Origin of the sequence: Burkholderia sp. AU38729, from assembly GCF_020419725.1 — a bacterium.
Classification (GTDB): Bacteria; Pseudomonadota; Gammaproteobacteria; order Burkholderiales; family Burkholderiaceae; genus Burkholderia.
In genome coordinates this window covers 163,158-184,983 of record NZ_JAIZQO010000004.1, presented here as the reverse complement: position 1 = coordinate 184,983, position 21,826 = coordinate 163,158, and the positions used below count along the sequence as shown (strand labels likewise).

Genomic DNA, 21,826 nt, shown 5'->3' with positions numbered 1-21,826 from the left:
GATGTGCGCAGTCATGTCCCCATGCGCCGGCGTGCGCTGCCGAGCAACGCCACGAACGCCGCTTCATCCGCGCGCAAGCCGCGCGGCGTCCGCCGGACCGCAAGCGCGGCGAGCGTGCCTGCCTCGAACGCGTCGAGCACGGCCGGATGGATGTAGCAGCGCCGGCACACGGCCGGTGTGTTGCGCAGTAGCTCGGCCACCGCGCGCACGGTCTCGACGATCTGCTTGCGCGCGTGCGTGACGCCGCGATGCTCGGTGCGCCGCAACAACCCGAGCGCATGCACGCTGCCGGCCCAGGTCCGGTAATCCTTCGCGGTGAAATCCGCGCCGCCGGCCTCGCGCAGGTAGTCGTTCACGTCGGACGACCCGACCGGATGGCGTACGCCGTCGTCGTCCACATACTGGAACAACTCGTGCCCGGGCAGTTCCGCGCAGCGCCGTACGATGCGCGCGACCCGCGCATCGTCAACCGTCACGTCGTGTTCGATCCCGCTCTTGCCGGCGAAGCGCAGCCGCACCTGGCCGGGCCGAATTTTCAAATGACGCTTGCGCAGCGTCGTCAGCCCGTACGAGCCGTTTTCGCGCGCGTATTCCGCGTTGCCGATCCGCGCGAGCGTCGTGTCGAGCAAGCGGACGATCGTCGCCACGACCTTGTCGCGCGGCATGCCCGGCAGCGCCAGATCGCGCGTGACGCGCGCGCGGATGCGCGGCAGCGCACGCGCGAACGCGGCCATCCGCGCGTACTTGTTCGCATCTCGCGTCTCGCGCCACAGCGGGTGATAGCGATACTGCTTGCGCCCGCGTGCATCGCGGCCGGTTGCCTGAAGATGACCGCGCGGGTCCATGCAGATCCACACGTCGGTGTACGCGGGGGGAATCGCCAGCGCGTTGATACGGGCAATTTCGTCGGCATCGCGCACTCGCACACCGTCCGGCCCGTAATACGCGAAGCCGTTGCGGAGCGGCCGGCGCGTATAGCCGGGGCGGCGGTCGTCGACATGACGCAGCGGCCCGGCGGGCATGCGTGCATTCGGCTGCGACGGGGCGCGCTGCTTCATGCTGCGGCGCGGCGATCGACGTCGGTGCCGATCCGCGTATCGTCGGGCTGCGTTCCGGGTGGACATCCTGCGCGCACGGTTTTCTCCTGTTTATGCGTACGTTCGGGCGTCGCGCAGCAAGAACCGTGCGCCGTTCCAGGCGCGCCCGAGGAGACCCGGCGCAAGTGCGCGCCGGGCGGGCGTTCGGGTGTTTGCTACCGCTGCATCGACGAAATCACGCAACGGCTTCGCCCGGCCAAGATGACTGCGGCCCGGTGCCGGCATCGGGCGGATCGTGTCGATGCCGTGTCGCGTTCAACGAACCTCGACGCTCCCAAGCAGATCGTCGATGTCGGCTGGAACGAGCGTTTGACGATGCCGCGAGGCCACGCGCCAGTGGTGCGCGTGGCGCGTGCAAAGGCCGCGCAAAACGCGGCCAAGGCCGGCTAGAACGGGCCTGCCCACATGCTTAGGTGTTTATACGTATGCCGAATCCGATATCGCCCCAATCCAATATTTCATTAGAAGGTTATCGGACTTGTTTCTAGACTGATGCGGGGCATGCAGACCGGGCCGGCGCGACGCCCCCGGCCGGCGCACAGCCCCGACCCGCGCCTGCGCCACGCAGAAACACAACAGCGCAGCGGCACACAACGACATCATCGGAGACGAACCATGACATTCATCAGGAAGCTGGCGGCCGGCGCGATCGTCGCCGCGGCAGCGGTGCTGGCCGGCGGCGCGCACGCGCAGCAGAAACCCATCACGCTCGGCTTCTCGCAGGTCGGCGCGGAAAGCGCGTGGCGCACCGCGAACACGGTGTCGGTGAAGGGCGCGGCGAAGGACGCCGGCATCAACCTGAAATTCTCCGACGCGCAGCAGAAGCAGGAGAACCAGATTCGCGCGATCCGCTCGTTCATCGCGCAGAAGGTCGACGTGATCGCGTTCTCGCCGGTCGTCGAATCGGGCTGGGAGCCCGTGCTGACCGAAGCGAAGGCCGCGCACATCCCGGTGATCCTGACCGATCGCGGGGTCGACGTGAAGGACCCGTCGCTGTACGTGACGATGATCGGCTCGGACTTCCTCGAGGAAGGGCGGCGCGCCGGCCACTGGATGGAAGAGCGCTACAAGAACGACCCGGGTCCGATCAATATCGTCGAGCTGCAGGGCACGGTCGGCTCGGCGCCGGCCAACGACCGGCGGGCCGGACTGCTCGAAGTGATCAAGAGCAATCCTAAATTCAAGGTGATCGCGTCGCAGAGCGGCGACTTCACGCTGGCGGGCGGCAAGCAGGTGATGGAAGCGTTCGCGAAGACCTACGGCAAGCAGATCAACGTCGTCTACGCGCACAACGACGACATGGCGCTCGGCGCGATCCAGGCGATGGAAGAGGCGGGGATCAAGCCCGGCAAGGACGTGAGCGTCGTGTCGTTCGACGCGACGAAGGGCGGCTTCCAGGCGATGGTCGCGGGCAAGATCAACGTCGACGTCGAATGCAGCCCGCTGCTCGGCCCGCAGTTGATGACCGCGGTGAAGGACGTGGTCGCCGGCAAGCAACTGCCCAAGCGCATCGTGACGAACGAGACCGTGTTCCCGATGAACGTCGCGGCCCAGGTGCTGCCGACCCGCAAGTACTGAGCCACGTACCGACGGCCCGGCGCGGGCGGCGGCATGGCGGCCGCCCGGGCGCCAACCGCTTCGAGGGAGGATGCATGGAGAGATCGCCGGTGGTCGAGATGATCGGCATCGACAAGTCGTTTCCGGGCGTGAACGCGCTGCAGCGCGTGAACTTCCGGCTGTTTCCGGGCGAGATCCACGCGCTGATGGGCCAGAACGGCGCGGGCAAGTCGACGCTGATCAACGTGCTCACCGGCGTGCATGCGCACGACGCGGGCGAGATTCGCGTCGGCGGCCGGGTCGTGCATTTCGCCGCGCCGCGCGAAGCCGAGGCGGCCGGCATCCAGACGCTCTACCAGGAAGTGAACCTGTGCGCGAACCTGTCGGTCGCGGAGAACATCTTCGCGGGCCGGCAGCCGATGCGGCGCGGCGCGATCGACTGGAACACGATTCATGCACGCTCGCGCGCGGCGCTGGCCGAACTCGACCTGGCGCTCGACGTCACGCGTTCGCTCGACGCGTATCCGATCGCCGTGCAGCAGATGGTCGCGATCGCACGGGCCGTGTCGGTCGACGCGCGCGTGCTGATTCTCGACGAGCCGACGTCGAGCCTCGACGACGGCGAGGTCGCGCGGCTGTTCGACGTGCTGCGCCGGCTGAAGGCATCGGGCATCGCGATCCTGTTCGTCACGCACTTTCTCGAGCAGACCTATGCGGTGTCCGACCGGATCACCGTGATGCGCAACGGCGAGCGCGAAGGCGAGTATCTCGCGCGCGACCTGCCGGTCGACGTGCTGGTCGCGAAGATGACCGGCCGCGAACGGATGTCCGACACGCTGCAGGCGGGCGCGGCGGCGGTCGAACGCACCGCGGGCGACGCGGAACCGTTCCTGTCGATGCAGCAGGTCGGCCGGCGCGGAATGATGAGCCCGCTCGATCTCGACGTGCGGCCCGGCGAGATCGTCGGGCTGGCCGGGCTGCTCGGTTCGGGGCGCACCGAAACCGCGCAGCTCGCGTTCGCCGCCGAGCGCGCCGACACCGGCGCAATCGAGGTCGACGGCGCGCGCACGCGGCTCGCGTCGCCGCACGACGCGGTCCGCAACGGCATCGCGTATTGCCCGGAGGATCGCAAGAAGGAGGGGATCGTCGCCGCGCTGTCGATCCGCGAGAACATCATTCTCGCGCTGCAGGCGCGGCGCGGCTGGTGGCGGCTGATCGGGCGCGCGCGGCAGCGCGAGCTCGCCGATACGTACATCGCGCGGCTCGGCATCAAGGCGCGCGACGCGGAGCAGCCGATCGGGCTGCTGTCGGGCGGCAACCAGCAAAAGGTGCTGCTCGCGCGCTGGCTCGCGACGGAACCGAAGCTGCTGATTCTCGACGAGCCGACGCGCGGCATCGACGTCGCCGCGAAGTTCGACATCATGGAGCGCGTGCTCGCGCTGTGCGCGCAAGGGCTCGCGATCCTGTTCATCTCGTCGGAGATCAGCGAGGTCGTGCGCGTGAGCCACCGGATCGCGGTGCTGCGCGACCGGCGCAAGGTCGCCGAACTGACCGGCGCCGACGCATCCGAGGAGCAGGTGTACCGGCTGATCGCGGGAGGCCAGTCATGACGCGGCTGCGCACGTTGTTCCGTCATTCGCTCGTGTGGCCGGTGCTGACGCTCGCGCTGCTGTTCGCGCTCGACGTCGCGTATCGCCCGGGCTTCCTGTCGATCACGCTGCTCGACGCTCACCTGTTCGGCGCGCCGATCGACATCCTGAACCGCGCTGCGCCGCTCGTGATCGTGTCGCTCGGGATGACGCTCGTGATCGCGACCCGCGGGATCGACATCTCGGTCGGCGCGATCGTCGCGATCGCAGGGGCGGCCGCGGCGATCGTGCTCGACGCGGACCCGTCGCGAATCGGCGTGGCGCTGGCCGCCGCGCTCGGCGTCGGGCTGCTGGCCGGCGCATGGAACGGGCTGCTGGTGGCGTTCGTCGGGATGCAGCCGATCATCGCGACGCTGATCCTGATGGTGGCCGGCCGCGGCGTCGCGCAACTGCTGACGGGCGGCCAGATCATCCCGATCGGCGCGCCCGGCTACCTCGCGCTCGGCGGCGGCTATCTCGCGGCCGTGCCGTGCGCGGTGTGGATCGCGCTGGCGACGATCGCCGCGACCGCGCTGCTGGTGAACCGCACCGCGCTCGGGCTGTTCATCCGCGCAATCGGCGTGAACCCGGTCGCGACACGGCTCGTCGGGCTGCGCTCGGGGGCGATCGTGTTCGGCGTGTATCTGTTTTCAGGCGTGATGTCGGCGCTCGCGGGCATCCTGGCCAGCTCGAACGTGCGCAGCGCCGACGGCAACAACGCGGGGCTGCTGCTCGAACTCGACGCGATCCTCGCGGTGACGCTCGGCGGCACGTCGCTGCTCGGCGGCCGCTTCAGCCTCGCCGGCTCGGTGCTCGGTGCGCTGATCATCCAGACGCTCACCTACACGACCTACTCGATCGGCGTGCCGCCGGAGGCGACGCTCGTCGTCAAGGCGGTCGTCGTGATCGTCGTGACGCTGATCCAGTCGGAGGCCGCCCGTGCGTCGGTCGTCCGGCACGCGTCGCGGCTGCTGCCTTCCGCGCGTTCGCGCGCCACTTCCGGAGCCACGCCGCGATGAACCGATTCCTTGGCCGGCTCGCCGACCCGCGCACGCTGCCGATCGTCGTGACGATCGTGCTGTTCGCCGCGCTGTTCGGCTTCGGGTCCGTGACCTACACGGGCTTCTTCTCGATGCAGGTGCTGACCGGGCTGCTCGTCGACAACGCCTTCCTGTTGATCGTCGCGCTCGGGATGACGTTCGTGATCGTGTCGGGCGGCATCGACCTGTCGGTCGGCTCGGTCGTCGCGCTGACGACGATCTTCTGCGCGGTCGGCGCCGAGCGGCTGCACTGGCCCGTGTGGGTGATCGTGCCGCTGGTGCTCGCGTTCGGCGCGCTGTACGGCGCGGCGATGGGGGCGCTGATCCATTATTTCCGGCTGCAGCCGTTCATCGTCACGCTGGCCGGGATGTTTCTCGCGCGCGGCGCGTGTTTCCTGATCACGACGCAGTCGATCACGATCAACGAGCCGGTGTTTCATGCGATCGCGGGCTTCAGCGTGCCGGTGGGCGGCGGCACGCTGAGCGCGGGCGCGTTGATCGCGCTCGCGACGCTGGCCGGCGCGATCTACGTCGCGCATTTCACGCGCTTCGGCCGCAACGTCTACGCGATCGGCGGCAACGAGCGTTCGGCGCTGCTGATGGGGCTGCCGGTCGCGCGCACGAAGGTCGGCGTGTACGCGCTGAGCGGCTTCTGTTCGGCGCTCGGCGGCGTCGTGTTCACGCTGTACGTGCTGTCGGGTTACGGGTTGCAGGCCCAGGGCATGGAACTCGACGCGATCGCCGCGACCGTGATCGGCGGCACGCTGCTCACCGGCGGGGTGGGCTATGTGCTCGGCTCGGTGTTCGGTGTCGGCATCCTCGGCACGATCCAGGTGCTGATCACGTTCGACGGCACGTTGAGTTCGTGGTGGACGCGGATCGTGATCGGCGCGCTGCTGTGCGTGTTCTGCGTGCTGCAACGGGTGATCGAACGGCATGCCGCGCGGCGGCGCACGGGCGGCACGGGGCTTGGGGCGCCGAGGCCGAAACGCAGCCCCGCACAGGCGCGGCCAGCATCGCCCGACGAGGATGCCGCGCTGGTTTCGACGATGCGGCGGCTGTAGCGCACGCATCGGCCGGCGGGGGCGGCCGCGGCATGAAGCAACCTGACCCGACGGTGGCCGGTGCCGATGCGCGGGCGGTCGCATCCGGCGGCCGGCCGGTACCACGATCGGCGCGTGCGCGCCACGGCGGCCCGTGCCGTCAGGCCGGCCCGGCCGCGTCGGTTTCAGCGTCGAACGCCGTCGCGGCGCGGCGCGCCTGTTTCAGCGAGCCGGCCAGTTTCCCGATCGCGTCCAGGTCCAGTGCATCGAGGTGGTCGCGCACGTCCCGCACGAAGGCCGCGTAATCCGGCTCGTCAGCATACGGGCCGAGCCATGCCTCGATATCGGTCAGCTGCCCGTTGTCGGCCAGCAGGATCAACTGGTCGAGCGCATCGTCGGGCGGGCACGGCATCGTGGGCGCGGGGACGTCCGGCTCGGCCTCGCCGTCCGGATGAAACCGCCGGACGAGCTCCGACACCGGCACGAGCGCGTGCCCGACGGCCGGCGCGACGATCGCGAACGAGAATGCCGTGCCGACGCCCGGCTGGCTGGCGACGGCCAGCTCGCCCGCCATCGCGCCGACGATGCGCTGCGCGATGAACAGGCCGAGCCCGGTGCCGCCGTTCACGGCCTGCACCTGCTGGTACGCGCGGAAGATGTCGCGGTTGCCGCTGATGTCGATCCCGATGCCCGTATCGGCCACTTCGAACAGCAGCCGCCAGGTGTCGCCCTCGCGCGCGGCATGAATCGACAGCGTGACCGTGCCGTCGCGCGTGAACTTCGATGCGTTGGACAGCAGGTTGAGCAGCACCTGCTGCAGCCGCATGCCGTCGATCGACACCGTGCGCGGCAGCGCCGTGGCCGGGCGGTAGACGAACCGGTTGTCCTGCTGCGCGCACAGCGCGAGCGCATAGTGGCCGATGTCGTCGAGCAGGCCGGGCAGGTCGGTCGTGTCCGGCGTCACGCCGAGCGGCTGCAGCTCGGCCTTCGTGAACGCGAGCAGCTCATCGATCAGCGTGAGCTGATAGCGGATGCTGCGGTCGATCGACCGGATCAGCCGCGCCTGGCCGCGCGTCGCGCCTTGCAGCAGCAGCTTCGCATAGCCGTTGATCGTGGACAGCGGCGCGCGCAGGTCGTGGCTGACGTAGCCGAGCGTCTCGATCTTCTGCTGCATGTGGGTCGTCACCTGTTGCAGCGCGTCGTTGAGCGCGAGCGTGCGGCGTGCGACTTCGTCGCGCAGGCGATCCTGTTCGGTGAGCTGCCAGTGCTCGAGCCGCTTCCTCGCCTCGGTACGCTGGCGGCCGACGTGATGAATCCACGCGGCCAGCACCAGCAGGTGCGTGGCGAGCCCGACGACCGCGATGACGGGGTTCGGGAAGATGTCGGATTTCAGCCACGCGAGCGCCGGCGGCAGCGTGTTCCTGCCGTCGAGCACGCGGATCAGCATGTTGAAGCTGGCGATCGCAATGGCGATCAGCATCACGCGGCCGGTGGGCGTCCGGCGGATCGCGAGCAGCAGCGCGAGGCTGATGTTGACGATCGCGGTCAACGCGTTCAGCCGCAGGCAGAACCACGTGAACGTCAGCAGGTCGCCGCAGGCGGCGCCGACCATGCCGACGCCTTCGAGCGCGATGAATGCCATGTAGATCGCGCGCATCGGCAGCTTCGCCTGCTCGCGCCGGGCGACCATCAGGATGAAGAGGAAGAAGCAGGAAACCGCCAGGTACGCGAAGATGACTTCGCCACGCGCCGACCATTCACGCAGCGCGGGCGGCAACGCCATCGCCAGGTAGCCGCGGTAAGCCGCTTCGAACAGCGTCGTGCCGAGCGCCACCGCGGCCAGCACGTGAAACACGCCGCTGCGCGAAAAGAACCCGATCAGCAGCGCGCACCACATCAGCGCGAGCAGCCCGCCGAAGAAGCCGAAGTCCCACATCGTCGCGCGCCGCTCCAGCGCATCCCACGCCGCACGCGTGAACGCGGCCGGCGCGAGCCGCATTTCCTTGCGCGACGTGACGCGAATCAGGACGGGGACGCTTTCGCCGGCACGCAACGTGACGTCGAGCGCCGGGTAGCGCGACGACGGCCGGGCGTCACTACCGGCGCCGGCGGCCGGGAAGCGGTTGTCGAGCATCCACCCGCCGTTCCGGCCGAGATAGAAGTCCGCCTGGTCGACGCGGGCGTCGCGAATCACCAGCACCAGCGGGTGCGCGGCGCTGTCGCGGTTGGTGAGCGTGGCGCGGATCCACCACGCCGATCGTGAGAACTCGACGTTGAACGACGACGTGCCGGCCACCGGCGTGCCATGCGCGGGATCGGCGAGCCGTGCGGCGACCTGAGCGGCGGACATCGTCGTGCTCGCGTCCTCGAAGACCGATACGGCGTCCAGTTGCGCGGGGGGCGGCGTCGACGCGGCACGCGCGGTCGCGCAGGTGACGGCCATCGCGAGCAGGAGCAGCAGCACCGCGCGACAGCCGGCTGCCCATGCCGCGTGGCGCCTACCCATCGTGATGGTGCGCCCCGGGTGCGGCGGGCGGGGCATTGACCGCGTGGCGCTGGCGCCGCCAGTCGGACGGCGTGATGCCGAAGCGTTCGCGGAAGGCGGTGGCGAAGTTGCCGGGCGTGGAAAAGCCGATTTCCTCGGCGATGTCGCCGATTCCCATCGACGTCTCCGCGAGAAAGTGCATCGCGGCGCGCAGCCGCGTGTCGCGCAGATATTCGAACACGGTCTGGCCGAGATGATCGCGGAACACGCGGGACAAACGCTTCTCGTGCGTGCCGACCTGCCTGGCGAGATCCTCGAGCGCCGGCGGATGGCGCAGGTCGCGCAGCAGGACCTCGGACGCCGCGCGCACGAGGGCCGCGTCCGGGTTGTCGGGCAGCTCGGGCAGATGCGCGAACGGCTGGCTGCGCCGCGCGCGTTTCAGGTGATTGCGGATCCGGGCCAGCACTTCGGTCGGCTCGAACGGCTTGATGATGTAGTCGATCGCGCCGGTTTCGAGCCCTGCGATGCGATCCTCGAGATCGCCCGCGGCCGTCAGGATGATGACCGGGATCGATTGCGTCGACGGCGTCGACGCCAGCAGCCGGCACGCGGCGAAGCCGTCCATGCGCGGCATGCGGACATCCATCAGGATCAGGTCGGGCGCGATCGCCTGGGCACGGTGATACGCCTGCAGCCCGTCGAACGCGACGCTGATCCGGCACCGTGCGGCCCGCAGGATTTCGGTGAGGAGCCGCAGGTCGTTCGGGCGATCGTCGACGACAAGAATATGTGCGTCAGCAAGATCCGGCGTGGGACGAGGCGACGCCGAACTGGACGAGCGGGATGACATGGTTGCGGAGGCGGTGGAAGGGTGGCCGGTCAGATGACGTGCATCGCGGTCTGCACGATTGTTGCGAAAAATTATATGCCGACAACAGGTCACATAGTGAGGATTCCGTGTGGCATGTGGGGGCTTGTGCGGCGGGGTGCTGCGTGTTGGCCGCCGCGGCGTCCGGCCGGAAGAAAAGGAAGTGGAAAAACATGCCGAATTGGCTTTTAATAATCGGTCTTAATTTCCGGATCAATTCGGAATAATTGGAATGGGATGGGGCGGGTGAATCAGTTTGACATGCGTTCCGAAGTCGATGCCTTCTATGTGAAAAGAATGAAGAAATTGTGGGTTGCATGATTAATTTTTTTCTGATGGCGGGTCGGAATCGTGTTAGTCGTGAAATCGCATTTTGCGTTGGAATGTATGAATGTAAATGCTGTCTGCTCGGGAAAAGGATTTTTCCGCTCTGGAAAAGGTTCGTTCCGACGGATGCCGGCAAACTAGCCCCGGCGCGGCTGGAATCGGTTCTTTCAAACGGTCGGAATCGCGCGGATCGCATGCCGACGTTCTATTTCGAAGCACGCGATACCAATGAGACATTGATCGATGTTCGATCCCATGATATGGGACTGCGTCGGCGAACGAATAACTGGCACGAGGGTAATGCAAATTCCGCCATTCACCGAATACGTCGCTATATAAGAGAAATCGGTGAGTTCTGGAATGCGGTTGGGAATGGCGCACCGGTCGAGACGAAATCGTCAAGGAAATTCGATCGATTAATTCGGTGCAGGGGTCGTCCGGCAAGTCGTCGATGCTGTTCCGGGATTCCGGAAATGCGTTTGAATGCGGGACGAAAAGGGTGAGTGGCTGCGCGTGGGCCGTCCGAGGGTTCGATCCATCGGGGAACGGTCGCGCGCGGCGCGCTCTCGAATCAGGCGGGCACGAAAACGATGAACACAACAGGCATGACAGGCCAACGCACCGGTTCGCACGAACCGGTGGCGCATGCTTCAGTCCCGGGGATTGCACGGCGCCATCCTCCTCCTGAATGAAACACGGCGGGCCGCCCCGGAGTGCGGGCCGGCTTCCGCCCATCCGGCGTCTGAATGACGCTTTCCGATGAGATATGAGGTCGTCGCGGGTTCGGCGCGATGGCGCGCGCGTGCGCGGTTGAACGGCACGCCCCGCGTCGAGCCGCCGGGCTGGCCGTGTCGGCTTCCATGATTCGATAACCGGCGATCGTCGCCTCGCCTCGTGTCGACCGGCACGGGCGGCGCGCGATTGCGTGATCGCGATATCCATCGCGCGTGTCGTGCAGCATTACCCGGCTGTTTAGTTAGTGATCCAAAGTGAGTGGCAGGGCGTCGCGAGACCGACGGGAATGTGTTGAGGACATTCTCGCCGGCTGCCGTGTTCGCCGTTGCGTCATCCAGCACATGAGAACCGAGGGAAGACAAGATGAACAAGTCGTTCAAGTCGATCTGGAACGAAGCATTGGGAGCCTGGGTTGCGGCTTCGGAGCTTGATCGGGCGCGCGGCAAGCGCGTCGCGTCGTCGCGTGGCACGCCGGGGCGTGACGTCGCAGGAGCGGCCGCGGTTCGCGCAGGCGCGACCTCGGCCTCGTCGCTCAGGCGGCTCGCCATGCTGATGGCGTCCGCGTATCTCGCGCTGTGCCATGCCGGTGCGCATGCGCAGTACAACCCGGATGGCGGCACGGCCACCGGCGGCGTCTCGTCGATCGCGATCGGCGTCGGGTCGAGCGCCGCGCAGACGAATTCCACCGCGTTGGGCAACCTGTCGACGGCGCAGGGCGTGTCGGCCACGGCGCTTGGCCCGGGGGCGCATGCGATGGGCGACGCTTCGACGGCCGTCGGCATCAACGCGCAGGCGACCGGCGTCAACAGCACGTCGATGGGCGTGCAGGCGATCGGCTCGGGCGCATTTTCGGTTGCCGTCGGCAACCAGGCGCAAGCGACGCAATCCGGTGGGGTAGCGATGGGCAGTGGCGCGACCGCGACCGGCGTTTCTGCCATCGGGCTCGGCAACAATGCCACGGCCTCCGGACAGGATGCCGCCGCGCTGGGTCTCGGCGCGGTTTCGTCGGGCCTCGCCAGCGTTGCGCTCGGCTTTTCAGCTCAGGCGACCAACCAGGGCGCGATTGCACTTGGCAACCAGTCCACCAGTTCCGGCGCGGCCGGTGTAGCGGTGGGTAGCGGCTCGCTGGCTTCCGGCAATTCTGCGCTCGCGCTGGGTGTCAACAGCGGCGGGAAGGGCACGACGTCGATCGCGATCGGCTGGGGCGGCGTCGCCGGGGTGGCCGGCTCGGGCACGCAGTCGCTTGGCACCAGCTCGATCGCGCTGGGCTCGAATACGACGGCTGGCGCCGATACCTCGATGGCGCTCGGCACGAGCACGAAGGCGACGGGTATCAGTTCGATTGCGATGGGCGTCCAGTCGAGCGCGACGCAGCAGTTCGCGACCGCGCTCGGTAATACCGCGGTGGCGACCGGCGTGTCGGCGAGCGCACTGGGGGCCGGCGCGACGGCGTCGGCCACGAATGCGACGGCCATCGGCATCAACAGCGTCGCGGCGGCGGGGTCGACCGTGGCGATCGGCGATTCGAACTCGGTCGCGGCCGCGGCGGGGGCGGGCTCGATTGCCGGCGGCAACAACTCGAAGGTGCTGGGCGGCATCGGCGCGGTCGCGCTGGGCCTGGGGCAGACGGTCAGCGGCAACGGCGCGGTGGCGATCGGCGACCCGAGCACCGCGATCGGCACCGGCGCGGTCACGGCCGGGTCGAACAACACGGCGAACGGCGACGGCGCGGTCGCGATCGGCAATTCGAACAGCGCGCAGGGCACCGGTTCGCTCGCACTCGGCAACACGTCGACGGCCGCGGCGGCCGGTGCGCTGGCGTTCGGTGCGTCGGCCGTGGCGAACAATGCAGGCGACGTCGCGCTCGGCTCGGGCTCGACGACGGCGGCGCCGAATCCCACCGCAAGCGCGACGATCGGCGGCGTGACGTACACGTTCAAGGGCACGAATCCGACCAGTGTCGTCAGTGTCGGTGCCGCGGGTACCGAGCGCCAGATCACCAATGTCGCGGCCGGGCGCATCAGTTCGGCGAGCACGGATGCCATCAACGGGTCGCAGCTCGATGCGACGAATCAGGCGGTGAATTCGCTGTCGACTTCCACGGCGTCGAGCGTCGGTTCGTTGTCGACGGGGGTGTCGTCGCTATCGACCGGGTTGTCGTCGGCCAACAGCGCGATCACGTCGCTTTCCACGTCGACCTCGACGGGCATCAGCTCGCTGTCAACGGGGTTGAGTTCGACCAACAGCTCGGTGACGTCGTTGTCGACCTCGACGTCGACGGGCATCGGCTCGCTGTCGACGGGGTTGAGTTCGACCAACAGCTCGGTGACGTCGCTGTCGACATCCACGTCGACCGGTCTGTCGTCGGCCAATAGCGCGATCACGTCGCTTTCCACGTCGACGTCGACGGGCATCAGTTCGCTGTCGACGGGCCTGAGTTCGACCAATAGCTCGGTGACGTCGCTGTCGACATCCACGTCGACCGGTTTGTCGTCGGCCAATAGCGCGATCACGTCGTTGTCGACTTCGACCTCGACGGGCATCAGCTCACTGTCGACGGGCCTGAGCTCGACCGACAGCGCAGTGACTTCGCTGTCGACATCCACGTCGACCGGTCTGTCGTCGGCCAATAGCGCGATCACGTCGTTGTCGACTTCGACCTCGACGGGCATCAGCTCACTGTCGACGGGCCTGAGTTCGACCAACAGCGCCGTGACGTCGCTGTCGACATCCACGTCGACCGGCCTGTCGTCGGCCAATAGCGCGATCACGTCGCTGTCCACGTCGACTTCGACCGGCCTGAGTTCGACCAATAGCTCGGTGACGTCGCTGTCGACTTCGACGTCGACGGGCATCAGCTCGCTGTCCACTGGCTTGAGTTCGACGAACAGCTCAGTGACATCGTTGTCCACGTCCACGTCGACGGGCATCAGTTCGCTGTCCACGGGCCTGAGTTCGACGAACAGCTCGGTCACGTCGCTGTCGACGTCCACGTCGACCGGCATCAGCTCGCTGTCCACCGGCTTGAGTTCGACGAACAGCTCGATCACGTCGCTGTCGACGTCCACCTCGACGGTGGTCGGTTCGCTGTCTACCGGCCTGAGCTCGACGAACAGCACCGTCACGTCGCTGTCGACCGCGACCTCGACGAGCATCGGTTCGCTGTCGACCGGGCTCAGTTCGACGACGAGCTCGATCGCGTCGCTGTCGACGTCGACCTCGACGACCGTCGGCTCGCTGTCCACCGGGCTGTCGAGCACGAACAGCAACCTGACGTCGCTGTCCACCGCGACGTCGACGGGCCTCGGTTCGCTGTCCACCGGCCTCAGCTCGATCGCCAACAACAACACCAACCTCGGCAACAGCACGGCGGGCGCGATCGGCGGCGGGGCCACCTACGATCCGACGACCGGCACGATTTCGGCGCCGTCGTACGTGACGTACAACAGCGACGGGTCGACGACGATCAACAACAACGTCGGCTCGGCGATCGACAACATCAACGCGCACGGCATCAAGTATTTCCACGCGAACTCGACCGCGCCGGACAGCCAGGCGATCGGGCTCGACAGCGTCGCGATCGGCCCGAATGCGATCTCGAAGGTGGACGGCAGCATCGCGCTCGGTGCGGGGTCGGTATCCGACCGCGCGACGACGCCGGCGTCGGGCATCCTCCGCAACGGCACCGCATCGATCCCGTTCAACACGACGGACCAGACGCTGCTCGGCGCGGTATCGGTCGGCGACGCGACCAGCAAGACGTATCGCCAGATCACCAACGTCGCGGACGGCACCGGGCAGCAGGATGCGGTGACCGTGCGGCAGCTGGCCGGTGCGTTGCAGTCGTTCGCGGTCACGGGCCAGAAGTATTTCCACGCGAATTCGACGGCGGCCGACTCGCTCGCCGTCGGCGCGGAATCGGTCGCGGTGGGGCCGACGACGGTCGTCAACGGCGACAACGGCGTGGGCATCGGCAACGGCGCGATCGTCGACCAGACCGCGCCTGGCGGCATCGCGATCGGGCAGGCGGCGAGTGCCGCGCAGGCCGACGCGCTCGCGCTCGGCAGCGGCGCGACGGCGCTGGGCGCGCAGTCGGTCGCGCAAGGCGCGAATGCGAAGGCGGTCAGCGTGGGCAGCGTCGCGCTGGGCTCCGGCGCGCTCGGCAACGCAACCGATGCGCTCGCGCTGGGCGCCGGTGCGTCCGCGACGTTCGCGAACAGCGTGGCATTGGGCGCCGGTTCGCTGACGACGGTCGGCGCGCTGACGAACTACGTCGCGTACGGCCTGAGCAGCCCGCAATCGTCGGCCGGCGAAGTGAACATCGGCAACCGGCAGATCACGGGCCTCGCGGCCGGCAAGGACGGCACGGACGCGGTGAACGTGTCGCAGCTCGACTCGGTCGCGAACCAGTTGACGACGCTGATCGACCAACGCACGACCAACCTCGGCGGCCAGTACACGACGAACCCGAACGGCGCGAACGTGCCGCCGGGCTCGACCGGCCCGAATTCGTCGGCGGGTGGGTCGGGCGCGGTGGCATCGGGCTCGAACAGCACGGCGGTCGGCAACAATGCGCTCGCATCGGGCAACGGCTCCACCGCCATCGGCGTGGGCTCGACGGCGTCGGGCAGCAATTCGGCCGCGATCGGCACGGGCAGCAACGACGGCGGGCGCTCGAACGTCGTCGCGGTCGGTTCGGCGGAATCGGCGCGCCAGGTGGTCAACGTCGCGGCCGGTACGCAGGGCACGGATGCGGTGAACGTGAACCAGCTGAATGCGGTGTCGAACCAGTTCACGCAGTCGCTGAACACGGTCAACAACCAGCTCACGCAGATGCAGCAGCAGATCCAGCAGACCGATTCGATGGCACGCGAGGGGATCGCGGCCACCGCGGCGATGGCGTCGATCCCGCACATGGACCGCGACTCGAACTTCGCGATGGGGGTCGGTACGGCGACGTTCCAGGGGCAGAAGGCGATGGCGGTCGGCGTGCAGGCGCGTGTCACGGAAAACCTGAAGGCGACGCTGAACGGCGGCTTCGCCGGCAGCCAGCGCGTCGTCGGCGCGGGCATGCTGTATCAGTGGAAGTAATCGCGCGCTGCGGTTCGCGCCGGCACGCACTGCCGGGGCGGACCGCGTCGAACGCATACGCACGCGGATGCGGCTGCGCCATTGCGCCGCCCGCGCTGCGCCCCTCGCATTTTCGGAGTCCTCACGTGAAAAACATTCATCTTGCACTGCTGGCATCCGTCGTTTCCCTCGCGGCCTGTTCGAGCGCATCGGGACCGACGTACAACGCATACGAACTTCAGCCGCGCGACGGCATCCGGACGTTCCGTGTCGACTGTCACGGCATCCTGTCGAGCGCCAATACCTGCATGAAGGTCGCGACGCGCATGTGCGGCAACGAGACCGTGCGCAAGGTCGATTCCACGACGCCGTACCGCGACGGCGCCGATCCGCACTCGATCGTGTTCCAGTGCGGTGCGGCACCCGCGCCGGTCGCCGCGGCGGCTGCGCCGGCGCCCGCCGCGGTCGAGAAGGTGAGCCTGACCGGCGATGCGTACTTCGCGACCGACTCCGCCGTGCTGACGTCCGCCGCCACCGCCGCGCTCGACACGTTGCTGAACCAGCAGGGCGACCGGCATTTCTCGCGTGTGGACGTGGACGGTTATACCGACGCGACCGGCTCGGATGCACACAACCAGGCCCTGTCGAAGCGCCGCGCCGATGCCGTCGCCGGATATCTGCGCGAACACGGGCTGAAAGCGGATTCGGTCGCGGCGACGGGGCATGGAGAAACCAACCCGGCCGCATCGAACGAGACCGCCGAAGGGCGCGCGCGCAATCGCCGGGTGGAAATCTCGCTGCAGAAGTAAGACGCAGCCACTGGCTTGCCGCAGGCGTGGCCGTCGAGAAAGGACAGCTCGCCTGCGACAGCGGTGCCGCCCGCGCCGCAGGCAGCCGAGTCGGGCAACGCGTCGCGACCGGCGTGTGCGGTGCCGACGTCGCCTGGACGACGATGCGGCACGACAGCCCGCGGGCCGGTTGGCGGGCGCCGATGTCGTGGGTTCATCGGCGTCTGCCAACGCGTTGCCGCGCGGGGCGCAAGCGATGCCCGTGCTGCCGCGTGAAAAGGGATGAGGGGGACTGCGGCCGGGTGCGGGGCTGCAATTGTCGCGTGGCTGAAACGGGTTCGACTCCAGCGAGGGTCGACAAGCACGAAGGCGCGGAAAGCGACCCGTTGCGGGAGCCATGCGTTTTGTTCATGTTCCAGATGCAAAACTAGTCTCGCATCTTCGCGTCCGCCCATTTCCACTCCCGCGCAGCCTTGACAAACGCCGCAAGATAATCGACGTCGTCATCCGTCTTGCGCGTGCCGAGGAAAATCTGCTTCGCAATCCCCTTCTTTCCAAGTTGGACGGGTGTAAGCGGCATCCAGCCCGCATATTCCTCCGCGAGCCAGCGAGGCAATGCCGCCACGCCACGGCCGCTCGCCACCATCTGCAGCATGATGTCGGTCGTCTCGATCACCTTGTGGCGCTTCGGCACCCGGTTCGCGGGCGTGAGGAACTGCGTGTAGATATCGAGCCGGTCCGTTTCGACGGGATACGTGATCAGCACCTCGTGCGTCAGCTGTTCCGGCGTGACATACGCTTCTCCGGCCAGCGGGTGATCGTCGGCAACCACCAGCACCTGCTCGTAATCGAACACCGGCTCAAAATGCAGTTCGGGCTTCTTGAGCGGGTCGGGCGTGACGAGCACGTCGATTTCATAGCCGATCAACGCACCGATGCCGCCGAACTGGAAGCGCTGCTTCACGTCGACATCGACATCCGGCCAGTGCGCGAGATACGGCGACACCACCTTCAGCAGCCATTGATAGCACGGCGCGCATTCCATGCCGATCCGCAACGTGCCGCGCTCGCCCTGCGCGTACTGCCTCATGCGCTCCTCGGCGAGTTCGAATTGAGGCAGCAACCGGTTCGCGACGCTCAGCAGGTACTGTCCGGCCTGCGTGAGCCGCATGGTCCGTCCTTCGCGCGCCCACACGGGCGTACCGAGCTGCTGCTCCAGCTTCTTCACCGCATGGCTGAGCGCCGACTGCGTGAGATTGAGCGTATCGGCGGCGGCCGTGAGCGAGCCCTGCCGCTCCACTTCCCGCACGACCATCAGATGATTGCGATCCAGCATCGGCTACTCCATGAACGAATTTAATGTTTGCATGAAATAAATCCATTTTTATTCATGCAACCGAAACTATATCATCGCTGCCAGTTACTTTTCTTCCGATGTGAACCCGACACACCGCACCGTGAGCATGGCTCATGGTTGGATGAAATCGATTCATATCCAGTCGACCATGGCCCAACGTCACATTCGTTCATCGAACAGAAAAGCGAGCCGCATCGAAAGGCATGGAGCAGATGCAGTTTCATTTCGGAATCCGGGGCGCAAGATCATGACGAGTCAAGAGTTTACATTTGCTATTAAAAGCGTCTGTTTCGATGAGGACTATCAGCCTTCCGACCATACGCGCATCACAACCAATTTTGCGAACCTCGCCAGAGGAAAGCGTCGTCAGGAGAATTTGCGCAATACCTTCAGGATGATTGACAATCGCTTCAATGCGCTGGCGCATTGGGATAATCCTAAAGGCGATCGCTATGCTGTCAAGCTTGAAATCATTTCAGTCGAGATGAATGTCGGCGGTGAAAGGAGCAGCGCCGCGCTGCCCTTGATCGAAATACTGAAGACGAATATTTTCGATCGAAAAAACAACAAGCACATTGACGGCATCGCGGGAAATAATTTTTCCTCTTATGTGCGAGATTACGATTTCAGTGTGGTATTGCTGGAGCACAACAGGGATCGGCCCGGCTTCAGCACGCCGGATAACTTTGGCGACTTGCACGGGAATCTGTTCAAGTCCTTCGTGAAGTCGAACGCCTACAAGGATAATTTCTCGAAACCGCCGGTTATATGCCTGAGCGTTTCGAGTAGCAAGACCTATCATCAGACGGCAAATCGGCACCCGGTGCTGGGTATCGAATACCGGCAGGACGAGTATTCATTGACTGACGAGTATTTCGAAAAAATGGGGATGAAGGTGCGCTATTTCATGCCGCCGAATAGTGTCGCGCCGCTGGCTTTTTATTTTACCGGTGATTTGCTGGATGATTACACCAATCTGGAGCTCATCGGCACCATCAGCACGATGGATACTTTCCAGAAAATTTATCGGCCCGAAATTTACAATGCGAATTCTCCGGCAGGAAAATCCTACCAGCCGAGTTTGAAGCATCAGGATTTTTCGCTCACCCGAATTGTTTACGATCGGGACGAGCGTAGCCGGCTGGCTATCGAACAGGGCAGGTTCGTGGAAGAGCAATTTATCAAGCCATATCAGGCCATTCTTGAGCAGTGGTCTGTGAACTACGCTCTTTGACTAAAAAAATCGCAAGGTCGTCTACCGTGAAAAAAGTTCTACCCACTTCAACCGCCGGCAGTTTGCCTAAGCCTTCGTGGCTCGCCCAACCGGAGACACTTTGGTCGCCGTGGAAACTGCAAGACGACGGGTTGATCGAGGGCAAGCAGGATGCGTTGCGCCTGTCGTTGCAAGAGCAACAACATGCGGGCATCGATATCGTCAGTGACGGCGAGCAAACGCGCCAGCATTTCGTGACCACGTTCATCGAGCACCTCAGCGGCGTTGATTTCGAGAACCGCAAGACCGTTCGAATTCGCGATCGCTATGACGCCAGCGTGCCGACGGTCGTGGATGCGGTGGCGAGACAGAAGCCGGTTTTCGTTGAAGATGCCAGGTTCCTGCGCCAGCAAACCAGCCAGCCCATCAAATGGGCATTGCCGGGGCCGATGACGATGATCGATACGCTGTACGACGATCATTACAAGAGTCGCGAAAAACTGGCCTGGGAGTTCGCGAAGATCCTGAACGAGGAAGCCAGGGAACTGGAGGCTGCCGGCGTCGATATCATTCAATTTGACGAGCCCGCATTCAATGTCTTCTTCGACGAGGTGAACGATTGGGGTGTCGCGACCCTGGAAAGAGCCATCGAAGGTCTCAAGTGTGAAACCGCCGTGCATATTTGCTATGGCTATGGCATCAAGGCCAACACGGACTGGAAGAAGACGCTGGGGTCGGAGTGGCGACAATACGAGGAAGCCTTTCCCAAGCTGCAAAAATCCAGTATCGACATGGTCTCGCTGGAATGTCACAACTCGCGCGTTCCCATGGATCTGATCGAACTCATTCGGGGCAAGAAGGTGATGGTGGGAGCCATCGATGTGGCGACCGATACCATCGAAACCCCCGAGGAAGTCGCCGCTACGTTGCGAAAGGCGCTTCAGTTCGTGGACGCCGACAAGCTCTATCCTTGCACCAACTGCGGCATGGCGCCCTTGTCGCGTACAGTCGCGCGAGGCAAGCTGAGTGCTTTGAGCGCGGGTGCGGAAATCGTCCGCAAGGAATGCTCGAACTAGTTCCAGGCTGACGTCGGAGGGTGCGATCGGGGAATTGAAGGCCGTGTAGATTTCGGGGAGTGCGTTGAAACGGCTCCCTGAATCTGTCGGAACGCACCGCCTTGGTATTTCCGAACCGCACCCGGTATTCGGTATCCACCATGTCATTTTCCAGCACGGCCATCGAGCCTTTGAGCTTTCGTGAGGCGCTCTGCCACTATGCATCCGGTATCACGGTGATTGCATCACGCGTCGATGGCGAGCCGGTCGGCTTCACGTGCCGGTCTTTCACTCAGCCACCGCCGACGATCTGCTTAAGGTCAACTTCGTTCAGGGTTTCTCATTCCCTTGCCTGGAGCCGACGGCCGCGGCAATGCGGCTTTGCGCAGCGACGAGTTGGTCATCCGTGGTCGCCACCAGCCACAGACGTGCCTGCGCCTCGATTTGGCGGTTGTGATCCTTCAACGGGCCCATCGCGGCAGCGGCCTTCCAGACGACCGGCGCGATTCGGCTTTTCCTGCCGGACGGCGCGCCTACCAGCAGACAGTAAGGACCCAGCGGGAGCGATACAAACGGAAGTGCGGGACTGGCACGCATGCGCCAGTCGATGAAGGGCGTGTCGCCGATGAGCAGCGGCGTGGGCAAGCCGTGGAGCACACTGAAATCGTACAGCGCCAGTTGCTCCCGCATGCCGGCGTAAATATGCCGGATGTCGTCGACAACCGCCGCGCGGATCTCGTCATCGAACATGGGTTCCTGCGCATATCGGGCAAACGCCTTTCGGGCCTCCCATTGATATGCGCTGAACAGGCCAATCTCCACGCAGTCCTGCACTGCGCGCTGGACATCCGCTGCAGAACCGGCTTCCTCCGGCGTACCCAACTGCGCGGCCCGCAAAAACCGGGCGAGTCCAGCCTCATGGATCGCAGGACCCTCCGCAGATGCATCGCCTTCGGCGCCCTTGCCAAGGGGCACATAGATATATTTCTCGGCCGCGAAATGCGACTTCTTGCCCTCGTCAAACCTGATTTCGCCATCTACGCAGTCGAGATAGCGAGTCCCGATTCGACCATGCTCCCAAACCCAATTTTTCAGGAGCGGACGGAGTGGATGCAGTCTGTCGAGATCGGTCATGGAAGCCTCCTGGTTGCCCAGTATAGTTCCAGGTTGTCGATTATTCGTGGAGGACATGGCGATCAATCGATCCACTACCGCCGTTGAAGCTCGCGCAGCCTCGGCGACTGTTCAACCGGATATCAGTGGCCCCGTGCCTATACGCTGAGCGGCAAGTGCCCGGCGGTTGCAGGCGTTCACGTGTTGGCCGTGGTAGGTCGACTTGACGCTATCTTGCGGACGTTCGGCTGAGGATCTGTATTGAACGTCTGCTGTCAGGTTCAGTGAATAGGCATTTTCGACCCACAAGGGACTCCCGGCTTTCTCGAAACTGGCCATTCGTATCGCGCCTGGCGTAAGCGAGTTCCCGGTCCCGTCTGTAACTAACCGTTAAGTTTGGCCATCCGGAGTGCCAGCATGCCCACCGCCCCCGTCGATCATGTGTATAAG

At 65.5% G+C, this 21,826-nt stretch carries 13 protein-coding genes; 8 read left to right on the top strand and 5 right to left on the bottom strand.

Features of this window, described 5'->3' with window-relative positions:
- Nucleotides 1–11 precede the first annotated feature (11 nt).
- Complete coding sequence (locus LGM56_RS13155) at nt 12–1,058, bottom strand: DNA topoisomerase IB (RefSeq protein WP_226204961.1); 1,047 nt, start codon at nt 1,056–1,058, stop codon at nt 12–14.
- A 654-nt stretch (nt 1,059–1,712) separates the two neighbouring features.
- On the opposite strand from LGM56_RS13155, the gene LGM56_RS13150 reads away from it, so the two are divergent.
- The 4 genes from LGM56_RS13150 (at nt 1,713) to yjfF (ending at nt 6,386) form a co-directional block, all read left to right on the top strand.
- On the top strand, nt 1,713–2,675 hold the full coding sequence (locus tag LGM56_RS13150; RefSeq protein WP_226204958.1) for an ABC transporter substrate-binding protein: 963 nt from the start codon (nt 1,713–1,715) through the stop codon (nt 2,673–2,675).
- A 74-nt stretch (nt 2,676–2,749) separates the two neighbouring features.
- Nucleotides 2,750–4,264, top strand: coding sequence for a sugar ABC transporter ATP-binding protein (locus LGM56_RS13145; RefSeq protein WP_226204957.1), 1,515 nt, complete (start codon nt 2,750–2,752; stop codon nt 4,262–4,264).
- Nucleotides 4,261–5,301, top strand: a complete 1,041-nt coding sequence (locus LGM56_RS13140) for an ABC transporter permease (protein WP_226204956.1) — start codon at nt 4,261–4,263, stop codon at nt 5,299–5,301. The genes LGM56_RS13145 and LGM56_RS13140 overlap by 4 nt, the downstream gene beginning before the upstream one ends.
- The gene (gene yjfF / locus LGM56_RS13135; protein WP_089498810.1) at nt 5,298–6,386 is read left to right on the top strand and encodes a galactofuranose ABC transporter, permease protein YjfF; all 1,089 of its coding nucleotides are present in this window, start codon (nt 5,298–5,300) and stop codon (nt 6,384–6,386) included. The genes LGM56_RS13140 and yjfF overlap by 4 nt, the downstream gene beginning before the upstream one ends.
- Nucleotides 6,387–6,525: 139 nt before the next feature.
- On the opposite strand, the gene LGM56_RS13130 is transcribed toward yjfF, so the two are convergent.
- Both LGM56_RS13130 and LGM56_RS13125 read right to left on the bottom strand, forming a co-directional pair.
- Nucleotides 6,526–8,871: a sensor histidine kinase gene (locus LGM56_RS13130; RefSeq protein ID WP_226204955.1), complete on the bottom strand. Its 2,346-nt coding sequence runs from the start codon at nt 8,869–8,871 to the stop codon at nt 6,526–6,528.
- Nucleotides 8,864–9,700: a response regulator gene (locus tag LGM56_RS13125; RefSeq protein ID WP_089476273.1), complete on the bottom strand. Its 837-nt coding sequence runs from the start codon at nt 9,698–9,700 to the stop codon at nt 8,864–8,866. The genes LGM56_RS13130 and LGM56_RS13125 overlap by 8 nt, the downstream gene beginning before the upstream one ends.
- Nucleotides 9,701–11,143: 1,443 nt before the next feature.
- Here LGM56_RS13125 and LGM56_RS13120 point away from each other — a divergent pair.
- Both LGM56_RS13120 and LGM56_RS13115 read left to right on the top strand, forming a co-directional pair.
- The gene (locus tag LGM56_RS13120; protein ID WP_226204954.1) at nt 11,144–15,871 is read left to right on the top strand and encodes a YadA-like family protein; all 4,728 of its coding nucleotides are present in this window, start codon (nt 11,144–11,146) and stop codon (nt 15,869–15,871) included.
- A 125-nt stretch (nt 15,872–15,996) separates the two neighbouring features.
- Entirely contained in the window at nt 15,997–16,659 is a 663-nt protein-coding gene (locus LGM56_RS13115) for an OmpA family protein (protein ID WP_226204953.1), read from the top strand.
- A 406-nt stretch (nt 16,660–17,065) separates the two neighbouring features.
- Here LGM56_RS13115 and LGM56_RS13110 read toward each other — a convergent pair whose 3' ends face one another.
- Nucleotides 17,066–17,974: a LysR family transcriptional regulator gene (locus tag LGM56_RS13110; protein ID WP_226204952.1), complete on the bottom strand. Its 909-nt coding sequence runs from the start codon at nt 17,972–17,974 to the stop codon at nt 17,066–17,068.
- 268 nt (nt 17,975–18,242) lie between these two features.
- Here LGM56_RS13110 and LGM56_RS13105 point away from each other — a divergent pair, with 268 nt between their 5' ends.
- Nucleotides 18,243–19,229: a DUF1852 domain-containing protein gene (locus LGM56_RS13105; RefSeq protein ID WP_226205291.1), complete on the top strand. Its 987-nt coding sequence runs from the start codon at nt 18,243–18,245 to the stop codon at nt 19,227–19,229.
- Nucleotides 19,230–19,255: 26 nt separating this feature from the next.
- Entirely contained in the window at nt 19,256–20,284 is a 1,029-nt protein-coding gene (locus tag LGM56_RS13100; protein WP_226204950.1) for a methionine synthase, read from the top strand.
- Nucleotides 20,285–20,593: 309 nt separating this feature from the next.
- Here LGM56_RS13100 and LGM56_RS13095 read toward each other — a convergent pair whose 3' ends face one another.
- Nucleotides 20,594–21,397 carry a hypothetical protein gene (locus LGM56_RS13095; RefSeq protein ID WP_226204948.1) on the bottom strand — a complete coding sequence of 268 codons (804 nt, stop codon included), beginning with the start codon at nt 21,395–21,397 and terminating at the stop codon, nt 20,594–20,596.
- Nucleotides 21,398–21,826 lie beyond the last annotated feature (429 nt).

What these genes read in the sequence shown, in the direction of transcription:
- LGM56_RS13155 (WP_226204961.1), bottom strand. Translation starts at nt 1,058, where the DNA reads ATGAAGCAGCGCGCCCCGTCGCAGCCGAATGCACGCATGCCCGCCGGG.
- LGM56_RS13150 (WP_226204958.1), top strand. Translation starts at nt 1,713, where the DNA reads ATGACATTCATCAGGAAGCTGGCGGCCGGCGCGATCGTCGCCGCGGCA.
- LGM56_RS13145 (WP_226204957.1), top strand. Translation starts at nt 2,750, where the DNA reads ATGGAGAGATCGCCGGTGGTCGAGATGATCGGCATCGACAAGTCGTTT.
- LGM56_RS13140 (WP_226204956.1), top strand. Translation starts at nt 4,261, where the DNA reads ATGACGCGGCTGCGCACGTTGTTCCGTCATTCGCTCGTGTGGCCGGTG.
- yjfF (WP_089498810.1), top strand. Translation starts at nt 5,298, where the DNA reads ATGAACCGATTCCTTGGCCGGCTCGCCGACCCGCGCACGCTGCCGATC.
- LGM56_RS13130 (WP_226204955.1), bottom strand. Translation starts at nt 8,871, where the DNA reads ATGGGTAGGCGCCACGCGGCATGGGCAGCCGGCTGTCGCGCGGTGCTG.
- LGM56_RS13125 (WP_089476273.1), bottom strand. Translation starts at nt 9,700, where the DNA reads ATGTCATCCCGCTCGTCCAGTTCGGCGTCGCCTCGTCCCACGCCGGAT.
- LGM56_RS13120 (WP_226204954.1), top strand. Translation starts at nt 11,144, where the DNA reads ATGAACAAGTCGTTCAAGTCGATCTGGAACGAAGCATTGGGAGCCTGG.
- LGM56_RS13110 (WP_226204952.1), bottom strand. Translation starts at nt 17,974, where the DNA reads ATGCTGGATCGCAATCATCTGATGGTCGTGCGGGAAGTGGAGCGGCAG.
- LGM56_RS13105 (WP_226205291.1), top strand. Translation starts at nt 18,243, where the DNA reads ATGACGAGTCAAGAGTTTACATTTGCTATTAAAAGCGTCTGTTTCGAT.
- LGM56_RS13095 (WP_226204948.1), bottom strand. Translation starts at nt 21,397, where the DNA reads ATGACCGATCTCGACAGACTGCATCCACTCCGTCCGCTCCTGAAAAAT.